Genomic DNA, 16957 nt, shown 5'->3' with positions numbered 1-16957 from the left:
ATCTGACGTTGACGTAAACGTAACTCTCAAATTATGCATGCAGCCCCGGCCGCAGCCATGTCGCGCCCAAGAAAAAGCCCGGCAGTGCCGGGCTGGTGATGGGCGCGATGGGGGTTACTGGAACCCGGCGCGGTCCAGCATTTGCTGGACCTTGGTCATGTTCTTGCCCACGGCCGTGATCGGGATGGTCTCGCTCTTGAAGGGCTTGCCGCCGGTCATTTCCTTGAGTGCGGGGTTGTCCAGTTCCACGCCCTTGGCTGCGGGCCACTCGTTGTTGCCGTTGGCAAAGTAGTTCTGGGCGGCGGGGCTGGCCAGGTACTCCAGGAACTTGACGGCGTTGTCCTTGTTCTTGGCATGGCGTGCCACGGCGCCGCCTGCGATGTTCAGGTGCGTGCCCCAGCTGGACTGGTTGGGGAAGACCACGCCGATCTTGCCGACCACGGCCTGGTCCTCAGGCTTGCCCGAGCGCATCATGCGCGCCAGGTAGTAGCTGTTGGTCACGCCGATGGTGCATTCGCCCGAGGCCACGGCCTTGATCTGGTCGGTGTCGCCACCCTTGGGCGGGCGGGCCAGGTTGGCCTTCATGCCCTGGATCCAGCCTTCGGCCTTCTGGTCGCCCATGTGCTCGACCACGGTGCCGAACAGGCTCAGGTTGTAGGGATGCGAGCCCGAGCGGATGCACAACTGGCCCTTGAACTTGGGGTCGGCCAGCGATTCGTAGTTCTGCACGTCGGCGGGCTGGACCTTGGCCTTGTTGTAGACGATGACGCGGGCGCGTGTGGACAGGCCGAACCAGCTGATGCCATCGGCCGTGGGCTGGGCGCGCAGGTTGGAGGGAATGGCGTCTTCCAGCAGCTTGGAGTGGATGGGCTGGAACAGGCCATCGACCTCGCCGCGGTACAGGCGTGCGGCATCGACCAGCAGGATCACATCGGCCGGCGAGGCCTGGCCCTCGGCCTTCAGGCGCGCAATGATGCCGGCGTCGTCGCCGTCCACGCGGTTGATCTTGATGCCGGTGGCCTTGGTGAAGCCGTTGTACAGCTCCTCGTCCGTGGAGTAGTGGCGCGCGGAGTAGAGGTTGACGACCTGGGAGTCGGCAATGGCTGTGCCGGCAGCCACCAGGGCGCAAGCGGCAAACAGGGCTTTCAGGGATTTCGACATGAAGACAGGCCTCTCTTTGTTGGCAAAGCGCGATGATAGGTCAAACGCGAATTGTTCTTAATAAAGGGTGGGGCCCGTCTAAGGGCTTGTGCGCAGTGGTCCCTGGTGGGCCGCGAGCCCTGGCGCGCGAAAAAGCGCACGAAAAAAAACCCAGTCCAAAGACTGGGTTTGAAAGGATCCAGAAACGGGGGTTTCAAGAGGATCCAAGGAGACAACTGGTCAGGTCTTTCGACCCGGGATGCGTGCAATTATGCGGGTAATCACTGATTCTTGCACGCAGCCCCGTTGTAAGACAGCGTGATCAACGCTTGCGGGTCTGGGCCGACTGGACGGCTTCGTTGGCGGTGTTGGTCACGGCCGTGAAGTTGGCTTCCGCCAGGTCCGAAGCCTGCTTGACGGCCTTTTGCACCGACTCGAAGGCATTGTTGGCAGCCGACACGGCGCTCTTCATCACGGCAACGGCGGTTTCGGAACCGGCGGGTGCGTTCTTGGCCGTGGTGTCCACCAGAGCGCTGAAGTTCTTTTGCAGGTCGGAAGCCTGGCTTTCGAAGGTCTTGGCCAGTTCGGCGCCGGTGCCGCTGGCGATGTCGTACAGGTGACGGCTGTAGGCAGCGGTCTTTTCAGCCAGGGGCTGGAACAGGTTGGCCTGCAGCGACAGCAGTTCCTGTGCGTCCTTGACGCTCAGGACAGCCTGGGTGTGCTGGGCAGCTTCGGTCAGTGCGGCGCGCGAGGCGGTCACATTCAGTTCCACCAGCTTTTCAACGCCTTCGAAGGCCTTGCTCGTCAGGCCGAACAGGGTTTCCAGGTTGGCCTTTTGTGCGCTCAGGATTTGGTCAGGGGTCAAGCTCATGTCAGTCTCCAGAAAAACGGACCACAGGGGTCTCGGGTTACGGGGAATTGCCTGCGCTGACCTGACTGAGTGTCATGTTGCAGTGCAGCATGGGTCTTATTGTAGGGATTGCAAAAAAGGAATCAAGTACCTGATGCTGCGGTGCAGCAAAAAAATTCGGAAAGCTGTGGGTTTTTTGTAAGTCTTTGATTTTGAATTGGTTTTATGTCGGTTTGACGACATTTTTCAGTTGGCATGCTTACTCGCTTGGCGATTGATCGGCAGCAGTGCGCGTCGTGATGGCGACAGTGGCCGGGGACAGGGCGCATTCGGCCGGCGGCACAATGGCCGCCATGAATGAATCGCCCCCGAGCCGCCCCGCGCCGCAGCCCCGTTCGGCCTATGCGGCATTCCGACGCATCAGCACGCGCTGGTCGGACAACGATGTCTACGGGCACGTCAACAACGTCGTCTATTACAGCTGGTTCGATACGGCGGTGAATGCCCATCTGATAGAGCAGGGCGCGCTGGACATTCATGCGGGCGAGACGATAGGACTGGTCATAGAGACCCAATGCAATTACTTCGCCCCGCTGGCCTTTCCGCAGGAGGTGGAGGCCGGCATCCGCGTGGCCCGCATCGGCGGCTCCAGCGTGCGCTACGAGGTGGGGCTGTTTGCACAGGGTGAGCCGCTGTCGGCCGCAGCCGGGCATTTCGTCCATGTCTATGTGGACCGGCAGACGCGCCGGCCTGCCCAGATTCCACAGGCGCTGCGCCGGGTGCTGGAGCCGTTGCTGCGCGGTTGATGGCGTTCGGGGCGCATGCAAGGCGCCCGCTCGCAGCGCGGCGGCGTGTGGATGGCCTACACTCGAAAGCTGTCTGCCATCTGACCGCTTGGGCGCTTACCGCCCGGCTCTGTCCATGATCATCACCAGCCTGCTCGATACCGACCTGTACAAATTCACGATGATGCAGGTGGTGCTGCACCAGTTCCCCGGGGCACAGGTCGAGTACCGTTTCAAGTGCCGCAATCCCGGCGTGCAGCTTGCGCCCTATGTGAACGAGATCCGGGCCGAGATCCGCTCGCTGTGCAGCCTGCGGTTCCAGGATGCAGAGCTGGCCTACCTGAGCTCGCTGCGCTTCATCAAGAGCGATTTCGTCGATTTCCTGAGCCTGTTCCACCTCAACGAGAAGTGCGTCACGGTGCAGGCGCTGCCCAATGGCGAGATCGACATCACCATCCGCGGGCCCTGGCTGCACACCATCTTGTTCGAGATTCCCTTGCTGGCCATCGTCAACGAGGTGTACTTCCGCAACACCCAGCCGGTGCCCGATTTTCCCGAGGGCCGGCGCCGGCTGGATGCCAAGATCGCGCTGCTGCAGCAGCCGGGCCTGGAGCAGCTCAAGATTGCCGACTACGGCACGCGCCGCCGCTTTTCGCGGGCCTGGCATGAAGAGGTGCTGCGCGTGCTGTGCGCACGCCTGGGCCGGCCCGGCGCATCCGCGGAGTCCGAGGGGCAGTTCGCGGGCACCAGCAACGTGCTGTATGCCATGAAGCTGGGCGTGCGGCCCCTGGGCACGCTGGCCCATGAATACCTGCAGGCCTGCCAGTCCCTGGGCCCGCGCCTGCGCGACAGCCAGATCTTCGGCTTCGAGTCCTGGGCGCGCGAGTACCGGGGCGACCTGGGCATTGCGCTGTCGGACGTCTACGGCATGTCGGCCTTCCTGCGCGATTTCGACCTGTACTTCTGCAAGCTCTTCGATGGCGCGCGCCATGACAGCGGGGACCCGTTCGAGTGGGGCGAGCGGCTGCTGGCCCACTACCGCGCCAACCGCATCGATCCGCTGACCAAGACGCTGATCTTCAGCGACGGCCTGACGGTGCCGCGCACCATCGAGCTGTTCCAGCGCTTCCACGGGCGCTGCCAGCTGGCCTTTGGCATCGGCACCAACCTGACCAATGACCTGGGCGACGCGCCCGACCATGTGCCGCTGCAGATCGTCATCAAGATGACGCGCTGCAACGGCCAGCCCGTGGCCAAGCTCTCGGACACGCCGGGCAAGAGCATGTGCGACGACGAGAAATACCTGGCCTATCTGCGCCAGGTGTTCGAGATCGCGGCGCCCGCGGCACAGACTTGATCGCTGCGCGGCCCGCTGCCAGGAGGGGACAGTGAATACAGAACAAAGAGGAGACGGGACCATGAAGGCCTTGCGTGGATTGTTGGTGCTGCTTGTCGCCTGCGTGCCCTCCTGGGCCCTGGCGGCCGAGATCGATGGCGGCCAGCTGTCGGTGTTCTGGGGCGTGCCCTTTGCGGGCATGCTGCTGTCGATTGCCCTGGTGCCGCTGGCGGCGCCCCATTTCTGGCACCGGCATTTCGGCAAGTTGACGGCGGCCTGGGCGCTGGCCTTCCTGCTGCCCTTTGCAGCGGTGTTCGGTGCGGGTGCGGCCCTGGCCAACCTGGTGCATGCGCTGCTGGCCGAGTACCTGCCCTTCGTGATCCTGCTGACGGCGCTGTACACGGTGTCGGGCGGCATCTATGTGCGCGGCAATCTCAAGGGCTCGCCGGGGCTGAACACGGCCATCCTGGCGATCGGCGCCGTGCTGGCCAGCTTCATGGGAACCACGGGCGCATCGATGCTGCTGATCCGGCCGCTGCTGCGCGCCAACGACAACCGCAGGCACCAGGTGCATGTGGTGGTGTTCTTCATCTTCATCGTCTCCAATGCCGGGGGCTCGCTGACGCCGCTGGGCGATCCGCCGCTGTTCCTGGGCTTTCTCAAGGGCGTGGACTTCTTCTGGACGGTGCGCCACATCTTCACCGAGACCCTGTTCCTGGTCGGCGTGCTGCTGGCGCTGTTCTACGCGATCGACACCTGGCTGCTGCGCAAGGCCGGCGAGGCGGACCTGCCCGATCCCACGCCCAGCATCGACGCCTCGGGCCGCGCCAGCCGCCTGGGCTTCGATGGCAGCGTGAACTTCGCGTTGCTGCTGGCCGTGGTGGCCCTGGTGCTGATGAGCGGCCTGTGGCGCACCGATGCGGGGCTGGTGCTGGCCGGCACGCATGTGGGCCTGCCGGGGCTGGTGCGCGATGCGGGCCTGATCGTGGTGGCGCTGCTGTCCCTGCGGCTCACGCCGCGCAGCGTGCACCAGGCCAACGAATTCGGCTGGGGGCCGATGCAGGAAGTGGCCAAGCTGTTCGCGGGCATCTTCCTGACCATCATCCCCGTGATCGCCATGCTCAAGGCGGGCACGGGCGGGCCGTTCGGCGCCATCGTGGGGGCCGTCACGCGCGCCGACGGCACGCCCGATCCGCTGATGTACTTCTGGGCCACGGGCCTGCTGTCCTCCTTCCTCGACAACGCGCCGACCTACCTGGTGTTCTTCAACACCGCAGGGGGCGACGCCGCGCAGCTGATGACCACGATGGCCTCCACGCTGGCGGCCATCTCCGCGGGCGCGGTGTTCATGGGTGCCAACACCTATATCGGCAACGCGCCCAACCTGATGGTCAAGGCCATTGCCGAGGAGCGCGGCGTGAAGATGCCCAGCTTCTTCGGCTACATGGCCTGGTCGCTGGGCATTCTGGTGCCGCTGTTCGTATTGATGAGCTTCATCTGGTTCCGCTGAAGAACCGCCTCCCGCCAAGACAAGGAAAGAGACAGACATGGCAAGCAAACCCCGCATCCTGATCGCCCGCGCCATCCCGCCCGAGGTGGTGCGCAAGCTGGAGCAGCACTTCGAGGTCGAGTCCAACCAGGACGACGTGGTCTGGAGTCCGCAGGAGCTGGCCGCGCATCTGCAGGACAAGGACGGCGTGCTGACCACAGGCTCGCAGACCATCGATGCGGCACTGCTGGCGGCCTGCCCGCGCCTGAAGGTCGTGGCCAACATGGCCGTGGGCTACAACAACTTCGACGTGCCCGCGATGACGGCAGCGGGCGTACAGGGCACGAACGCGCCCGACGTGCTGACCGAGACCACGGCCGACTTCGGCTTTGCCCTGCTCATGGCCACGGCCCGCCGCGTGACCGAGAGCGAGCACTACCTGCGCGCCGGAAAGTGGAACTCCTGGCGCTACGACCTGTTCGCCGGCTCGGAAGTGCACGGCAGCACGCTGGGCATCATCGGCATGGGCCGCATCGGCCAGGGCATTGCCCGGCGCGGTGCGCATGGCTTTGGCATGAAGGTGGTCTATCACAACCGCTCGCGCCTGTCGCCCGAGCTGGAAGCCGAATGCAAGGCCGGCTACGTGGGCAAGGACGAACTGCTGGCCATGGCCGACCATGTGGTGCTGGTGCTGCCCTACACCAAGGAAAACCACCACACCATAGGCGCGGCCGAGATCGCAAGAATGAAGCCCACGGCCACGCTGATCAACATCGCGCGCGGTGGCATCGTCGATGACGCGGCACTGGCCAGGGCGCTGCGCGACAGGACCATTGCCGCCGCCGGCCTGGACGTGTTCGAGGGCGAGCCCTCGGTCCATCCCGAGCTGCTGACCGTGCCCAATGTCGTGCTGACCCCGCACATCGCCAGCGCCACCATGGGCACGCGCAGCGCCATGGCCGAGCTGGCAGCCGATAACCTGATCGACTTTCTGAGCGGCAAGGGCCCGCGCACGCCCGTCAACCAGCCCGAGGCGGCGGCCGCAGGCGCGCGCGCCAAGGCCTGAGTGCCGTATCCCGACAATCGCGGGAAGGCTGGCCCTGGCCGCTTCCCGCTGCATGGAGCTGAAGCAAGATCTTGACCCAGATATCCGGAGTGTGGTGGGCGGCATGGGCCGTGCTGCTGTTGGGGCAGGCGGCCGTGATCTGGCTGCTGTGCAGGCGCTCGGCGCAGCGCGATGACGGGGTGGCGCCGCAGCAGTTGCTGCAGGCGCTGCAGATGCTGGACGTGCGGCTGCAGCAGCTCGAGCGCGGCGCCCAGGCCACGCAGATGGCCGTGGCCAAGAGCGACGGCGGTCTGGACCGCGTGTCGCAGCAGCTGCAGGCCCATCTGGCCCAGGCCCAGCTCGATGCACAGGCGGCGCGGCGCGAGCAGGGCGAGGCGCTGGCAGCCTTTCGCATGGAACTGGGCCGGCTCACCGTGCGGCTGGCCGCCGACAGCGCCCAGGCCCGCGAGGCGCAGGGTGAAAGCACGCAGCGCTTCAACGCCCATGTGCAGGAGCGTTTCGAGGCGCTGGCGCAGACCACGCGCAGCACGCTGGACTCCCTCAAGAACGACATCCAGCAGCAGCTGGGCGGGCTGGCGCAGTCCAGCCAGGTCCATGCCGAACAGCTGCGCGGCACGCTCAACGAGCGCCTGGCCACCATCCAGTCGGACAACGCGGCGCGGCTGGAGGAGATGCGGCGCACGGTGGACGAGAAGCTGCATGCCACGCTGGAGCAGCGCCTGGGCGAGTCGTTCAAGCTGGTCAGCGACCGGCTGGAGCAGGTGCACAAGGGCCTGGGCGAGATGCAGACACTGGCCGGCAGCGTGGGCGATCTCAAGCGCGTGATGACCAATGTGAAGACGCGCGGCACCTGGGGCGAGCTGCAGCTGGGCGCCATCATCGAGAACGTGCTCACGCCCGAGCAATACGCGCGCAACGTCAAGACCGTGCCCGGCAGCGACGACATGGTGGAGTTCGCCATCCGCCTGCCCGGGCGCAGCGACGAGACGCCGGTCTGGCTGCCCATCGATGCCAAATACCCGGTGGAGCAATACCAGCGCCTGCTCGACGCCCAGGATGCGGCCGACAAGGCCGCCATTGCCTCGGCCGGCAATGCCTTCGAGGCATCGATCAAGTTCGAGGCCCGCAAGATCCATGGCAAGTATGTGAGCCCGCCCCACACCACGGACTTTGCCGTGCTCTACCTGCCCACGGAAGGCCTGTTTGCCGAGGTCATGCGCCGCCCCGGCCTGGTCGAGGCCGTGCAAAACGGCTGCCGCGTGATGGTCACCGGCCCGGCCAACCTGGCTGCCATGCTCAGCAGCCTGCAGATGGGCTTCAAGACGCTGGCCATCGAAAAGCGATCGTCCGAGGTCTGGGCCGTGCTGGGACAGGTCAAGACCGAGTTCGCCAAGTTCGGCGAAGTGGTGGATGCCACGCGCAAATCCATCGATGCCGCCGCCAAGCGCTTCGAGCAGGTGGGTGTTCGCACGCGCGCCATCCAGCGGCAATTGCGCGATGTGCAGGAGCTGCCCGCGCCGGCCTCGAGCGCAGGGCTGCCCGGTCTGCCGGACGACAAGGACACGGCGGCAGGCATGGAGCCAGGGTCGGAGCAGGACTGAGATGAATCTGGCGCTGTTCAAAGTCATCATGGCCCAGGTCAGCGTGCACGCCACCATGGCCGGCATGCGGCTGGCCGCGCCTTTGCTGGCGCTGCAGCAGGGCTACAGCGCGGCGGCCGTGGGGATCTTGCTGGCGCTGTTTGCGCTGACTCAGGTGTTCCTGGCGCTGCCGGCCGGGCGCTTTGCGGACAAGCATGGTTTTCGCAAGCCGTTTTTCCTGTCCATGCTGGCGGCCAGCGGCGGCTGCGCGCTGGCGCTGGCGTTTCCGGTCTATCCCGTGCTGTGCCTGGTGGCGCTGCTGACGGGCGGTGCCAGCGGCGCGGTGGTGATTGCCGTGCAGCGCCATGCAGGGCGGGTCACCCACGATGCGTTGGCGCTCAAGAAGGTGTTCAGCTGGCTGGCCATAGGGCCGGCCATCTCCAACTTCATCGGGCCTTTCAGCACCGGGCTGCTGATCGATCACGCGAATTTTGGAGGCGAGGGCAGCACCATGGGCTACCGCGTCGCCTTCGGCCTGCTGGCCCTGGTGCCCGTGCTGGCCTGGAGCTGGGTGCGCCACACGCAGGAGCTGCCGCCCGTGCGTGCGCCCATCGGCGGCCCCAAGCAGCATGCCTGGGACCTGCTGCGCGACCGCAACTTCCGCAACCTGCTGCTGGTCAACTGGCTGCAGTCGGCGTGCTGGGATGTGCACACCTTCGTGCTGCCGCTGCTGGGCCATGAGAAGGGGTTGAGCGCTTCGGTCATCGGCACGCTGCTGGGCATTTTTGCCGTGGCGGCCGCCGCCATCCGCCTGGCCATGCCGCTGGTGGCCGAGCGCCTGCGCGAAGGCGCCGTGATCTCCGGCGCCATGGCCATCACCGCCTTCGTCTTTGCGCTGTACCCCTTCATGGACTCGGCACTGACCATGGGCGTGTGCTCGGTGCTGCTGGGCTTTTCGCTGGGCTCGGTGCAGCCCATGGTCATGAGCATGCTGCACCAGATCACGCCCGAGCACCGCCATGGCGAGGCGCTGGGCCTGCGGCTCATGGCCATCAATGCCTCCAGCGTGGCCATGCCCGTGCTGTTCGGTTCGGCGGGGGCGCTGATCGGCGTGTCTGCGCTGTTCTGGGTGGTGGGCGCGGCCGTGGCCTCGGGCATCCGCACGGCCTGGTTCATGGGGCTGCCGCCGCGCAAGCCGGAATGAAAAAGGCGACCTGCGCCTTGGTGCGCAGATCGCCTTGCGATGCGGTGGCGGCCTGCCGGCCGCTGCGGCTTACCAGCCGCCAGCGTGGAACTGCTTGATCAGCGCCCAGGCCTCCACCGGATCATCGGTATAGCGGAACAGCTGCAGGTCCTTGGGCGAGATCGTGCCTTCCTCGATCATCAGGTCGATGTTGAGCAGGCGCTTCCAGAACTCGGTGCCGAACAGGATCACGGGCACGGAATGCGTCTTGCCGGTCTGCATCAGGGTCAGCACCTCGAACAGCTCGTCCAGCGTGCCGAAGCCGCCGGGGAAGGCCACCAGGGCCTTGGCGCGCATCATGAAATGCATCTTGCGCAAGGCGAAGTAGTGGAACTTGAAGCTCAGGTCCGGCGAGATGAAGCGGTTGCCGTTTTGCTCGTGCGGCAGCTCGATGTTCAGGCCGATGCTGGGTGCGCCCACATCATGGGCGCCACGGTTGGCCGCCTCCATGATGCCGGGGCCGCCGCCGGTGCAGATGTAGAGGCGCTCCTCGGGCGGCTGGTTCAGGCTGTCGGCGGCCACGATGCGCGTGAAGGCGCGGGCCTGCTCGTAGCGGTGGGCGTTGCGCACGGCGCGCTCGGCCACTGCAATGCGCTGGGCATCGCCGCTGGCCTGCGCGTCGGCCAGTTGCTGCTCGGCCTGCTCCAGGTCCACGAAGCGCGCGCTGCCATAGACCACGACGGTGTTTTCTATGCCGCGTTCGATCTGGGCCAGGTCGGGCTTGAGCAGCTCCAGCTGCATGCGGATGCCGCGGGTCTCGCGACGGAACATGAATTCCGGGTCCGCGAAGGCCAGGCGATTGGAATTCTGCTGCAATGCCATGCCGTTGTGCGCCTGGTTGTGAAGGGCCGACCAGCCGTTGGCCAGATCGGTATCGGTCAGGGGGGAAGAGATTTGCATGAACCCTCGTACACAGAAAAACCCAGGGCGGCCACGCCTGTGGCCGTTCCATCAAATGCGTTGCCAGCGCAGATGATGACTGCACTATACGCTCACAAACTCATAGCCGCGGGGCTCGCGTATCCGTTGCTTTGCGCATTGACGGGGCCGGTGGCAGATTCGTATGCTGAGCAGTTGGGCAGGGCTTGGGCCTGGGGCCCACCACCAGCGATGGGCGGGCATTTTCAGGCGCCGCAAGCGATTTCAGACGTCCGGGTGCTCGGCCGGTTCGTTGCGCACGACGGTGCTCAGCGGCGGCGGCACGTCCTGGCCCGCACGGCGCGCGCGGAACAGGGCTGCGCGCATCAGGAAGATGGTGGTGATGGGCACGGTCACCGAAATGAAGACCGCAATCAGCAGCGCATGCACGGCCAGGCTCTGGCCGCTGACGGAAAAGTAGATCCAGGTGGCATGCATGATCAGCCAGCAGCCCATGGTGGCGATGATGGAGGGCGCATGCACGCGCTCGAAATAGCTGCCCAGCCGCCACAGTCCCATGGAGCCCAGGAAGGCGATGATGGCGCCGCCCAGCGCCAGCGCGGCAACCAGGATCTGGCACCACAGCGGCAGTGTGGTCTCCGGCGTCATTCGATCACCTCGCCGCGCAGCAGGAACTTGGCCATGGCGGTGGAGCCCACGCAGCCGAACAGCGCGACCAGCAAGGCCGCCTCGAAGTAGCTTGTGCTGTCGTAGATGATGCCCATGAGCAGCATGGCCAGCATGCCGTTGAGGTACATGCAGTCCAGCGCCAGCACGCGGTCCTGGGCGTGCGGGCCCTTGAGCAGGCGCAGCACGGCGCAGCCCATGGCCGCGACCAGCAGGCCCAGCGCGAACATCAAAGTCCAGTGGAACCAGGGCATCATTCGAAAATCTCCATCAGGGGGCGCTCGTAGCAACGCTTGACGTGCTGGACGATCTCCTCGGGATCATCGACCTCCAGCACATGCAGCATGAGCTGCGAGCGGTCGCGCGAGATCTCGGCCCAGGCCGTGCCGGGCGTGATGCACACGATCATGGCGAGCACGGCCAGGCCGTTGGGGTCGCGCAGTTCCAGCGGGATGCGCACGAAGTTGGCCGGGTGCTTGCGCATGCCCGGAAACAGCATGAAGCGCACGACGTTGAAGTTGGACACCGAGGTGTCCCAGACCACGCGCAGCGCCAGGCGCACGATGGTCAGCGGATGGCGCACCCGCACGGGCAAGGGGCGCAGGCCGCGCAGCAGCAGCGGCAGCAGCAGGCCCAGCAATGCGCCGAGCAGGATCTGTCCACTGCTGAACGAACGGTTGAGCAGCAGCCACAGCAGGAACAGCGCCACCGACAGCAGCGGCGCGGGCAGCAGGGTTTTCATCATCGGGAATCCTCCTTGCCCGCCGTCGTGCCTGCATCGCCTATGCCTGCTGGTATGGGCGCGCCACTGGCCTGGGCCGCGGCGCGTGCCGCGCCTTCAGGGCCGGCTTCCAGACGGGCCTTCTTTTCTGCCGGACTGGGCTCGGGCTGCGTGCCCATGACGGAGCGCACATAGACATCGGGCGCCAGCAGCGCATCGGCTGCGCGCTGTGTGTAGCCCATCAGCTCGCCGCCGCGCATCGTCAGTGCCACGCAGCAGGCCAGCAGCAAGGCGATGGGCAGGCCTTCGACCACGCGCAGCGAGGGGGAGTTCTGCTCCTCGGTCGCCCAGAAGTGGCGTATGCCGGCGCGCACCAGCGACAGCAGGGCCAGCAGCCCGGTGATGATCATCAGCGCCACCAGCACCCAGCCGGCCCAGCCGGCCTGGAAACCGCTGGAGTTGCCCAGGCCCAGCGGGTTGAGCAGGGCAGACAGCATGGCGAACTTGCCCACGAAGCCCGACAGCGGGGGCAGGCCGGTAACCACCAGGGTGGCCAGCATGAAGCTCAGGCCGATGAAGGCGGCTGCGGCGGGAATGGCGCGGCCGATCAGCACCTCTTCGGATTCGTCAAGGTTGAATCCCTCGGTGGGAAGCAGCTCGGCGTTGAGGAAGGGCGCTTCGTCGTCTTCATAGGGCTCGCCCGCGTCGTCATCCACACGCCAGCGGTCCACCACGTCGGCAATCAGGAAGAGCGCGCTCACGGCCAGGGTGGAGCTGGGCAGGTAGTACAGCAGCCCAGCCGTCAGTGCGTTCTGGCCAAAGCCCGTGGCAGCCAGCAGGGTGCCTGACGACAGGATGGCCGCAAAGCCCGCGATATGCGTCAGGCGCTGCGAGCCCAGCATGCCCAGGCCGCCGAAGGCCATGGTCAGCATGCCGCCGACGATCAGCCAGGTGCTGCCGAACAGGGCGGAGGAGCCGGCCTCGGAGCTGAACAGCAGCGTCCACAGCCGCAGCACCACGTAGACGCCCACCTTGGTCATGAGCGCGAACACGGCACCGACGGGCGCGGTGGCCGCGCTGTAGGCCGGCACCAGCCAGAAGTTCAGCGGCCACATGGCCGCCTTGGTCAGGAAGGCGATGCCCAGGATGGCCGCTGCCGAATGCAGCAGCCCGCGGTCGGCACTGCTGATCTGGGGAATGGCGCGCGCCAGGTCGGCCATGTTCAGCGTGCCGGTCAGGCCGTAGAGCATGGACACGCCGATGAGGAACAGCGACGAGGCGGCCAGGTTGATGGCGATGTAGTGCAGGCCCGCCTGGATGCGCGCCCGGCCCGAGCCATGCAGCAGCAGGCCGTAGGAGGCCGCGAGCATGATCTCGAAGAACACGAACAGGTTGAACAGGTCCGCCGTGAGGAAGGCGCCGCTCAGGCCCATCAGCTGGAACTGGAACAGCGAGTGAAAGTGCATTCCCGCGCGATGCCAGCGGGCGCTGGAGAAGATCAGCGAGGCCAGGGCCACCGTGTAGGTCAGCACCAGCATCATGCCGGTCAGGCGGTCCAGCGCCAGCGAGATGCCGAAGGGCATCGGCCAGTTGCCCGGCATGTAGACGCCCAGGTTGACGGGTGCGCCGGCCTGGTCGGTCCACAGCATCAGCAGCACGGCCACGCCCAGGCCCAGCACGGTGGACACCAGGCCGAGGGCGAACTTCACGCGCTGGCGCTCCTCGCGCAGCAGCAGCATCAGCGCTGCCGAGAGCATGGGCAGCACGATGGGCGCCAGCATCAGGTGCGGCATGAGACGGGCGGTCAGCTCGTTCATGGCATCTCCTGCTCGGTGCGGGAATGGGCTCCGTCCACATGGTCGGTGGCGGTGGTGCCGCGCGAGGCCAGCAGCACCACGAGGAACAGCGCCGTCATGGCAAAGCCGATCACGATGGCCGTGAGCACCAGCGCCTGGGGCATGGGATCGGCATAGTGCGCGAGATCCTGCGGCACGCCGGCCCGCAGCACGGGCTCCTTGTCAATGGCCAGGCCCTGGCGGCCCATGCTGAAGATGAACAGGTTGACCGCATACGACAGCAGGGCCAGTCCCATGATGACCTGGTAGGTCCGTGGGCGCAGCAGCAGCCACACGCCCGAGCCGGTCAGTACGCCGATGGCAATGGCAAGCACGACTTCCATCAGAAACCTCCTCGCGCCAGGGCTGCGGCGGTGGCCTGCTGCACGGCGGCTTCGGCCTCCTCGGCCTGTTGTTGCTGCTCCTCCAGCAGGCGGGCGTGGTAGCGGTGGCTGCGCACCGATTGGTGGGCGATGGCCGTCAGAATGAGCATGGTCGCGCCCACCACCAGCGAGAACACACCGATGTCGAAGAACAGGGCGCTGGCGAGATGCACGTCGCCGACGACTGGCAGGGTCATATGGAAGGTGTGGCTGGTGAGGAAGGGATAGCCGGCCACGATGGAGCCCATGCCGGTACCCAGTGCGAACAGCAGGCCGACACCGATCCATCGGCGCGGGAAGATCGGCAAGTGGGCCTCGACCCACTGCGTGCCGGAGATGATGTACTGCATCAGCAAGGCGACCGAGAACACCAGGCCGGCGACGAAGCCGCCTCCGGGTTCGTTGTGGCCGCGCATGAAGATGTAGACCGAGACCAGGGCCGCGAAAGGCAGCAGCAGGCGGACCAGCACGGCGGGCACCATCAGGTAGCCCACGGCCGTATCGCCGGCATTGCGCGGATTGAACAGATCGGTCTGCAGGTCGCCTGGCACGTAGCGCTGCTGTTCGGGCAGGTCCAGCGTCTCGCGGGCCGGGCGAAAGCGCCGCAGCAGGGCATAGACCACCAGGGCCACGATGCCCAGCACCACGATTTCGCCGAAGGTGTCGAAGCCACGGAAGTCCACCAGCATGACGTTGACCACATTGGTGCCGCCGCCGTCGCTGAGCGCATGTTCGAGGAAGAAGGTGGAGGCGCCGTCATAGAAGGGGCGGCTCATCATGGCGAAGGCCAGCCAGGCCATGCCGCCCCCGGCCACCAGCGACAGCAGCAGGTCGCGCATGCGGCGCGAGCGCGCACGCAGCTCGGCGGACAGCACGGGAATGTGCAGGCTCTTGTCGCGCTTGGGCATCCAGCGCAGGCCCAGCAGCATCAGCACCGTGGTGGCGACCTCGACCACCAGCTGGGTCAGCGCCAGATCGGGCGCCGAGAACCACAGGAAGGTCAGGCAGGTGCACAGGCCGGCGCCGCCCAGCATGATCAGCGCGGTCAGCCGGTGGTACTTGGCCTTCCAGGCCGTGCCCAGGGCGCAGAGAATGCCCACCGACCACAACAGCACGAAGGCGGGCGACAGCGGCAGCATGCCCCGATCGCCCAGCTTGATGCCCTGCAGCCACAGCGGCAGAACGCCCGCCAGCACGGCGGTGCAGACCAGCCACAGCATCTGCCACTGCAGGCGCATGGTGGACAGGCGCCGGCGCGACCAGCGGCCCAGCAGGGACAGGCGGGCCAGCAGGTTCTCGAAGATGCGCTGGCCGCTGAGCGTGCCCACCAGCGGTGCGGTATCGATATGGCCGGCCTGGCGCTGCCAGCGCAGCAGCATGTACAGCAGGATGCCGCCAATCAGGGCGACCAGGCTCATGATCAAGGGCATGTTCCAGCCGTGCCAGATGGCCAGGCTGTACTCGGGCAGATCGCCGCCGACCACGGGCGTGGCGGCCGCTGCAAGGAAGCTGCCCACGGCCCACGCCGGTAGCATGCCGACCACCAGGCAGGCCAGCACCAGCAATTCGACGGGCACGCGCATCCAGTGCGGCGGCTCGTGCGGCTCGTGCGGCAGGTCGGTGGCCTTGGGGCCGAAGAAGACGTCGATGGTGAAGCGCAGCGAATAGGCCACGCTGAACATGCCCGCCACCGTGGCGGCCACGGGCAGGGCCGTGCGCACCCAGGGGGCAGCGTCCAGATAGACGGTCTCGGCGAAGAACATTTCCTTGGACAGGAAGCCGTTGAGCAGCGGCACGCCCGCCATGGCCGCACTGGCCACGCAGGCCAGCGTGGCCGTGATGGGCATCATGTGCCGCAGGCCCGAGAGGCGGCGGATGTCGCGCGTGCCGCTTTCATGGTCAACGATGCCTGCGGCCATGAACAGCGAGGCCTTGAAGGTCGCGTGGTTCATGATGTGGAACACCGCAGCCACCGCCGCCAGCTTGCTGTTGAGGCCCAGCAGCAGCGTGATCAGGCCCAGGTGGGAAATCGTCGAATAGGCCAGCAATCCCTTGAGATCGTGCTGAAACATGGCCAGATAGCCACCGATGAGCAGCGTTGCAGCGCCTGCTCCGCCCACCAGCCAGAACCAGGCATCGGTGTCACCCAGCACGGGCCACATGCGCGCCAGCAGGAACACACCCGCCTTGACCATGGTGGCGGAGTGCAGGTAGGCCGACACCGGGGTGGGCGCGGCCATGGCGTGCGGCAGCCAGAAGTGGAAGGGGAATTGCGCGCTCTTGGTCAGCGCGCCCAGCAGGATCAGCACCAGGGCGACCAGGTACAACTGGTGGTCTCGCACCTGCTGGCCGGCGATGAGCACGTTGTCCAGGTCATAGCTGCCCACGATGTGGCCCAGCACCAGCATGCCGGCCAGCATGGCCAGGCCGCCTGTTCCCGTCACCGTCAGCGCCATGCGCGCGCCGCGGCGTGCATCCTTGCGATGGTGCCAGTATCCGATCAGAAGAAAGGAGAAGAGGCTGGTCAGCTCCCAGAAGAAGGCAATCTGGATGATGTTGCCCGACAGCACCACACCCGCCATCGCGCCCATGAAGGCCAGAAAAAACGAGAAAAAGCGCGGCACGGGATCGGCCGGCGACATGTAGTAGCGCGCATAAAGCACCACCAGCGAACCGATGCCCAGCACCAGCATGCAGAACATCCAGGCAAAGCCGTCCATGCGGATCACCAGATTCAGCCCCAGTGCCGGCAGCCACTCGATCTCCTGGCGCAGCACCTCTCCATCGGCGATCTGGGGGAATAGCAATGCCGTCTGGATGGCGCAGCCCAGAGCAATGACGCCGGCCAGCGTTGACTCCGTATTGCGCGCATTGGCGGGCAGCATTGCGGCAATCAGGCTGCCGATGAAGGGTAGGAGGATGAGGGTGATCAGGGGCATGGGCGGTTCATTTTACGGGCAAGGTTTTTTGCTTCGCTATGAAAA

General features: G+C 66.1%; 15 protein-coding genes. 6 read left to right on the top strand and 9 right to left on the bottom strand.

All coding sequences use genetic code 11. The annotated features are described in order from the left end of the window. Positions 1–114 precede the first annotated feature (114 nt). Together INR38_RS10945 and INR38_RS10940 are read right to left on the bottom strand one after the other, a co-directional pair. Positions 115–1161 (bottom strand): Fe(3+) ABC transporter substrate-binding protein, encoded by a 1047-nt coding sequence (locus INR38_RS10945; protein ID WP_012206542.1) that lies wholly within the window; start codon positions 1159–1161, stop codon positions 115–117. 301 nt (positions 1162–1462) lie between these two features. Further along, complete coding sequence (locus INR38_RS10940) at positions 1463–2011, bottom strand: phasin family protein (RefSeq protein WP_013801612.1); 549 nt, start codon at positions 2009–2011, stop codon at positions 1463–1465. A gap of 323 nt (positions 2012–2334) precedes the next feature. Here INR38_RS10940 and INR38_RS10935 point away from each other — a divergent pair, with 323 nt between their 5' ends. The 6 genes from INR38_RS10935 to INR38_RS10910 all read left to right on the top strand — a co-directional run bounded on the left by INR38_RS10935 (position 2335) and on the right by INR38_RS10910 (position 9450). Next, a complete protein-coding gene (locus tag INR38_RS10935; RefSeq protein WP_034394994.1) occupies positions 2335–2796 on the top strand; it encodes a thioesterase family protein in 462 nt (153 codons plus the stop codon). Between the two features lie 115 nt (positions 2797–2911). Continuing rightward, a complete protein-coding gene (gene pncB, locus INR38_RS10930; RefSeq protein WP_207443341.1) occupies positions 2912–4132 on the top strand; it encodes a nicotinate phosphoribosyltransferase in 1221 nt (406 codons plus the stop codon). 61 nt (positions 4133–4193) lie between these two features. Then, the gene (locus INR38_RS10925) at positions 4194–5621 is read left to right on the top strand and encodes a sodium:proton antiporter (RefSeq protein WP_207443342.1); all 1428 of its coding nucleotides are present in this window, start codon (positions 4194–4196) and stop codon (positions 5619–5621) included. Between the two features lie 37 nt (positions 5622–5658). Then, complete coding sequence (locus INR38_RS10920) at positions 5659–6666, top strand: D-glycerate dehydrogenase (RefSeq protein ID WP_065345041.1); 1008 nt, start codon at positions 5659–5661, stop codon at positions 6664–6666. A 110-nt stretch (positions 6667–6776) separates the two neighbouring features. Further along, entirely contained in the window at positions 6777–8267 is a 1491-nt protein-coding gene (rmuC, locus tag INR38_RS10915; RefSeq protein WP_034398730.1) for a DNA recombination protein RmuC, read from the top strand. 1 nt (position 8268) lies between these two features. Continuing rightward, complete coding sequence (locus INR38_RS10910; RefSeq protein ID WP_013801618.1) at positions 8269–9450, top strand: MFS transporter; 1182 nt, start codon at positions 8269–8271, stop codon at positions 9448–9450. A 69-nt stretch (positions 9451–9519) separates the two neighbouring features. Here the strand turns inward: INR38_RS10910 and INR38_RS10905 are convergent, their stop codons facing one another. From INR38_RS10905 to INR38_RS10875, 7 genes are all read right to left on the bottom strand, one after another. Continuing rightward, entirely contained in the window at positions 9520–10389 is an 870-nt protein-coding gene (locus INR38_RS10905) for an LOG family protein (protein ID WP_013801619.1), read from the bottom strand. A gap of 243 nt (positions 10390–10632) precedes the next feature. Beyond that, positions 10633–11016: a monovalent cation/H(+) antiporter subunit G gene (locus INR38_RS10900; RefSeq protein WP_012206533.1), complete on the bottom strand. Its 384-nt coding sequence runs from the start codon at positions 11014–11016 to the stop codon at positions 10633–10635. Continuing rightward, positions 11013–11291 carry a K+/H+ antiporter subunit F gene (locus tag INR38_RS10895; protein WP_012206532.1) on the bottom strand — a complete coding sequence of 93 codons (279 nt, stop codon included), beginning with the start codon at positions 11289–11291 and terminating at the stop codon, positions 11013–11015. Before INR38_RS10895 ends, INR38_RS10900 begins: the two co-directional genes overlap by 4 nt. Continuing rightward, positions 11288–11779 (bottom strand): Na+/H+ antiporter subunit E, encoded by a 492-nt coding sequence (locus INR38_RS10890; protein ID WP_097201784.1) that lies wholly within the window; start codon positions 11777–11779, stop codon positions 11288–11290. The genes INR38_RS10895 and INR38_RS10890 overlap by 4 nt, the downstream gene beginning before the upstream one ends. Continuing rightward, positions 11776–13572, bottom strand: coding sequence for a monovalent cation/H+ antiporter subunit D (locus INR38_RS10885; RefSeq protein ID WP_012206530.1), 1797 nt, complete (start codon positions 13570–13572; stop codon positions 11776–11778). Before INR38_RS10885 ends, INR38_RS10890 begins: the two co-directional genes overlap by 4 nt. Beyond that, entirely contained in the window at positions 13569–13934 is a 366-nt protein-coding gene (locus INR38_RS10880) for a Na+/H+ antiporter subunit C (protein WP_012206529.1), read from the bottom strand. Before INR38_RS10880 ends, INR38_RS10885 begins: the two co-directional genes overlap by 4 nt. After that, positions 13934–16912: a monovalent cation/H+ antiporter subunit A gene (locus INR38_RS10875; RefSeq protein ID WP_034395005.1), complete on the bottom strand. Its 2979-nt coding sequence runs from the start codon at positions 16910–16912 to the stop codon at positions 13934–13936. Before INR38_RS10875 ends, INR38_RS10880 begins: the two co-directional genes overlap by 1 nt. Between the last annotated feature and the right edge of the window lie 45 nt (positions 16913–16957).

The sequence above is a fragment of the Delftia sp. SD018 genome (assembly GCF_017355445.1).
Classification (GTDB): Bacteria; Pseudomonadota; Gammaproteobacteria; order Burkholderiales; family Burkholderiaceae_C; genus Comamonas; species Comamonas acidovorans.
This window is presented reverse-complemented; position numbering and strand designations above follow the sequence as displayed.

Bases quoted from the DNA above. Each gene is read 5' to 3' on its own strand.
- INR38_RS10945 (WP_012206542.1), bottom strand. From the start codon at position 1,161: ATGTCGAAATCCCTGAAAGCCCTGTTTGCCGCTTGCGCCCTGGTGGCT.
- INR38_RS10940 (WP_013801612.1), bottom strand. From the start codon at position 2,011: ATGAGCTTGACCCCTGACCAAATCCTGAGCGCACAAAAGGCCAACCTG.
- INR38_RS10935 (WP_034394994.1), top strand. From the start codon at position 2,335: ATGGCCGCCATGAATGAATCGCCCCCGAGCCGCCCCGCGCCGCAGCCC.
- pncB (WP_207443341.1), top strand. From the start codon at position 2,912: ATGATCATCACCAGCCTGCTCGATACCGACCTGTACAAATTCACGATG.
- INR38_RS10925 (WP_207443342.1), top strand. From the start codon at position 4,194: ATGAAGGCCTTGCGTGGATTGTTGGTGCTGCTTGTCGCCTGCGTGCCC.
- INR38_RS10920 (WP_065345041.1), top strand. From the start codon at position 5,659: ATGGCAAGCAAACCCCGCATCCTGATCGCCCGCGCCATCCCGCCCGAG.
- INR38_RS10910 (WP_013801618.1), top strand. From the start codon at position 8,269: ATGAATCTGGCGCTGTTCAAAGTCATCATGGCCCAGGTCAGCGTGCAC.
- INR38_RS10905 (WP_013801619.1), bottom strand. From the start codon at position 10,389: ATGCAAATCTCTTCCCCCCTGACCGATACCGATCTGGCCAACGGCTGG.
- INR38_RS10900 (WP_012206533.1), bottom strand. From the start codon at position 11,016: ATGACGCCGGAGACCACACTGCCGCTGTGGTGCCAGATCCTGGTTGCC.
- INR38_RS10895 (WP_012206532.1), bottom strand. From the start codon at position 11,291: ATGATGCCCTGGTTCCACTGGACTTTGATGTTCGCGCTGGGCCTGCTG.
- INR38_RS10890 (WP_097201784.1), bottom strand. From the start codon at position 11,779: ATGATGAAAACCCTGCTGCCCGCGCCGCTGCTGTCGGTGGCGCTGTTC.
- INR38_RS10885 (WP_012206530.1), bottom strand. From the start codon at position 13,572: ATGAACGAGCTGACCGCCCGTCTCATGCCGCACCTGATGCTGGCGCCC.
- INR38_RS10880 (WP_012206529.1), bottom strand. From the start codon at position 13,934: ATGGAAGTCGTGCTTGCCATTGCCATCGGCGTACTGACCGGCTCGGGC.
- INR38_RS10875 (WP_034395005.1), bottom strand. From the start codon at position 16,912: ATGCCCCTGATCACCCTCATCCTCCTACCCTTCATCGGCAGCCTGATT.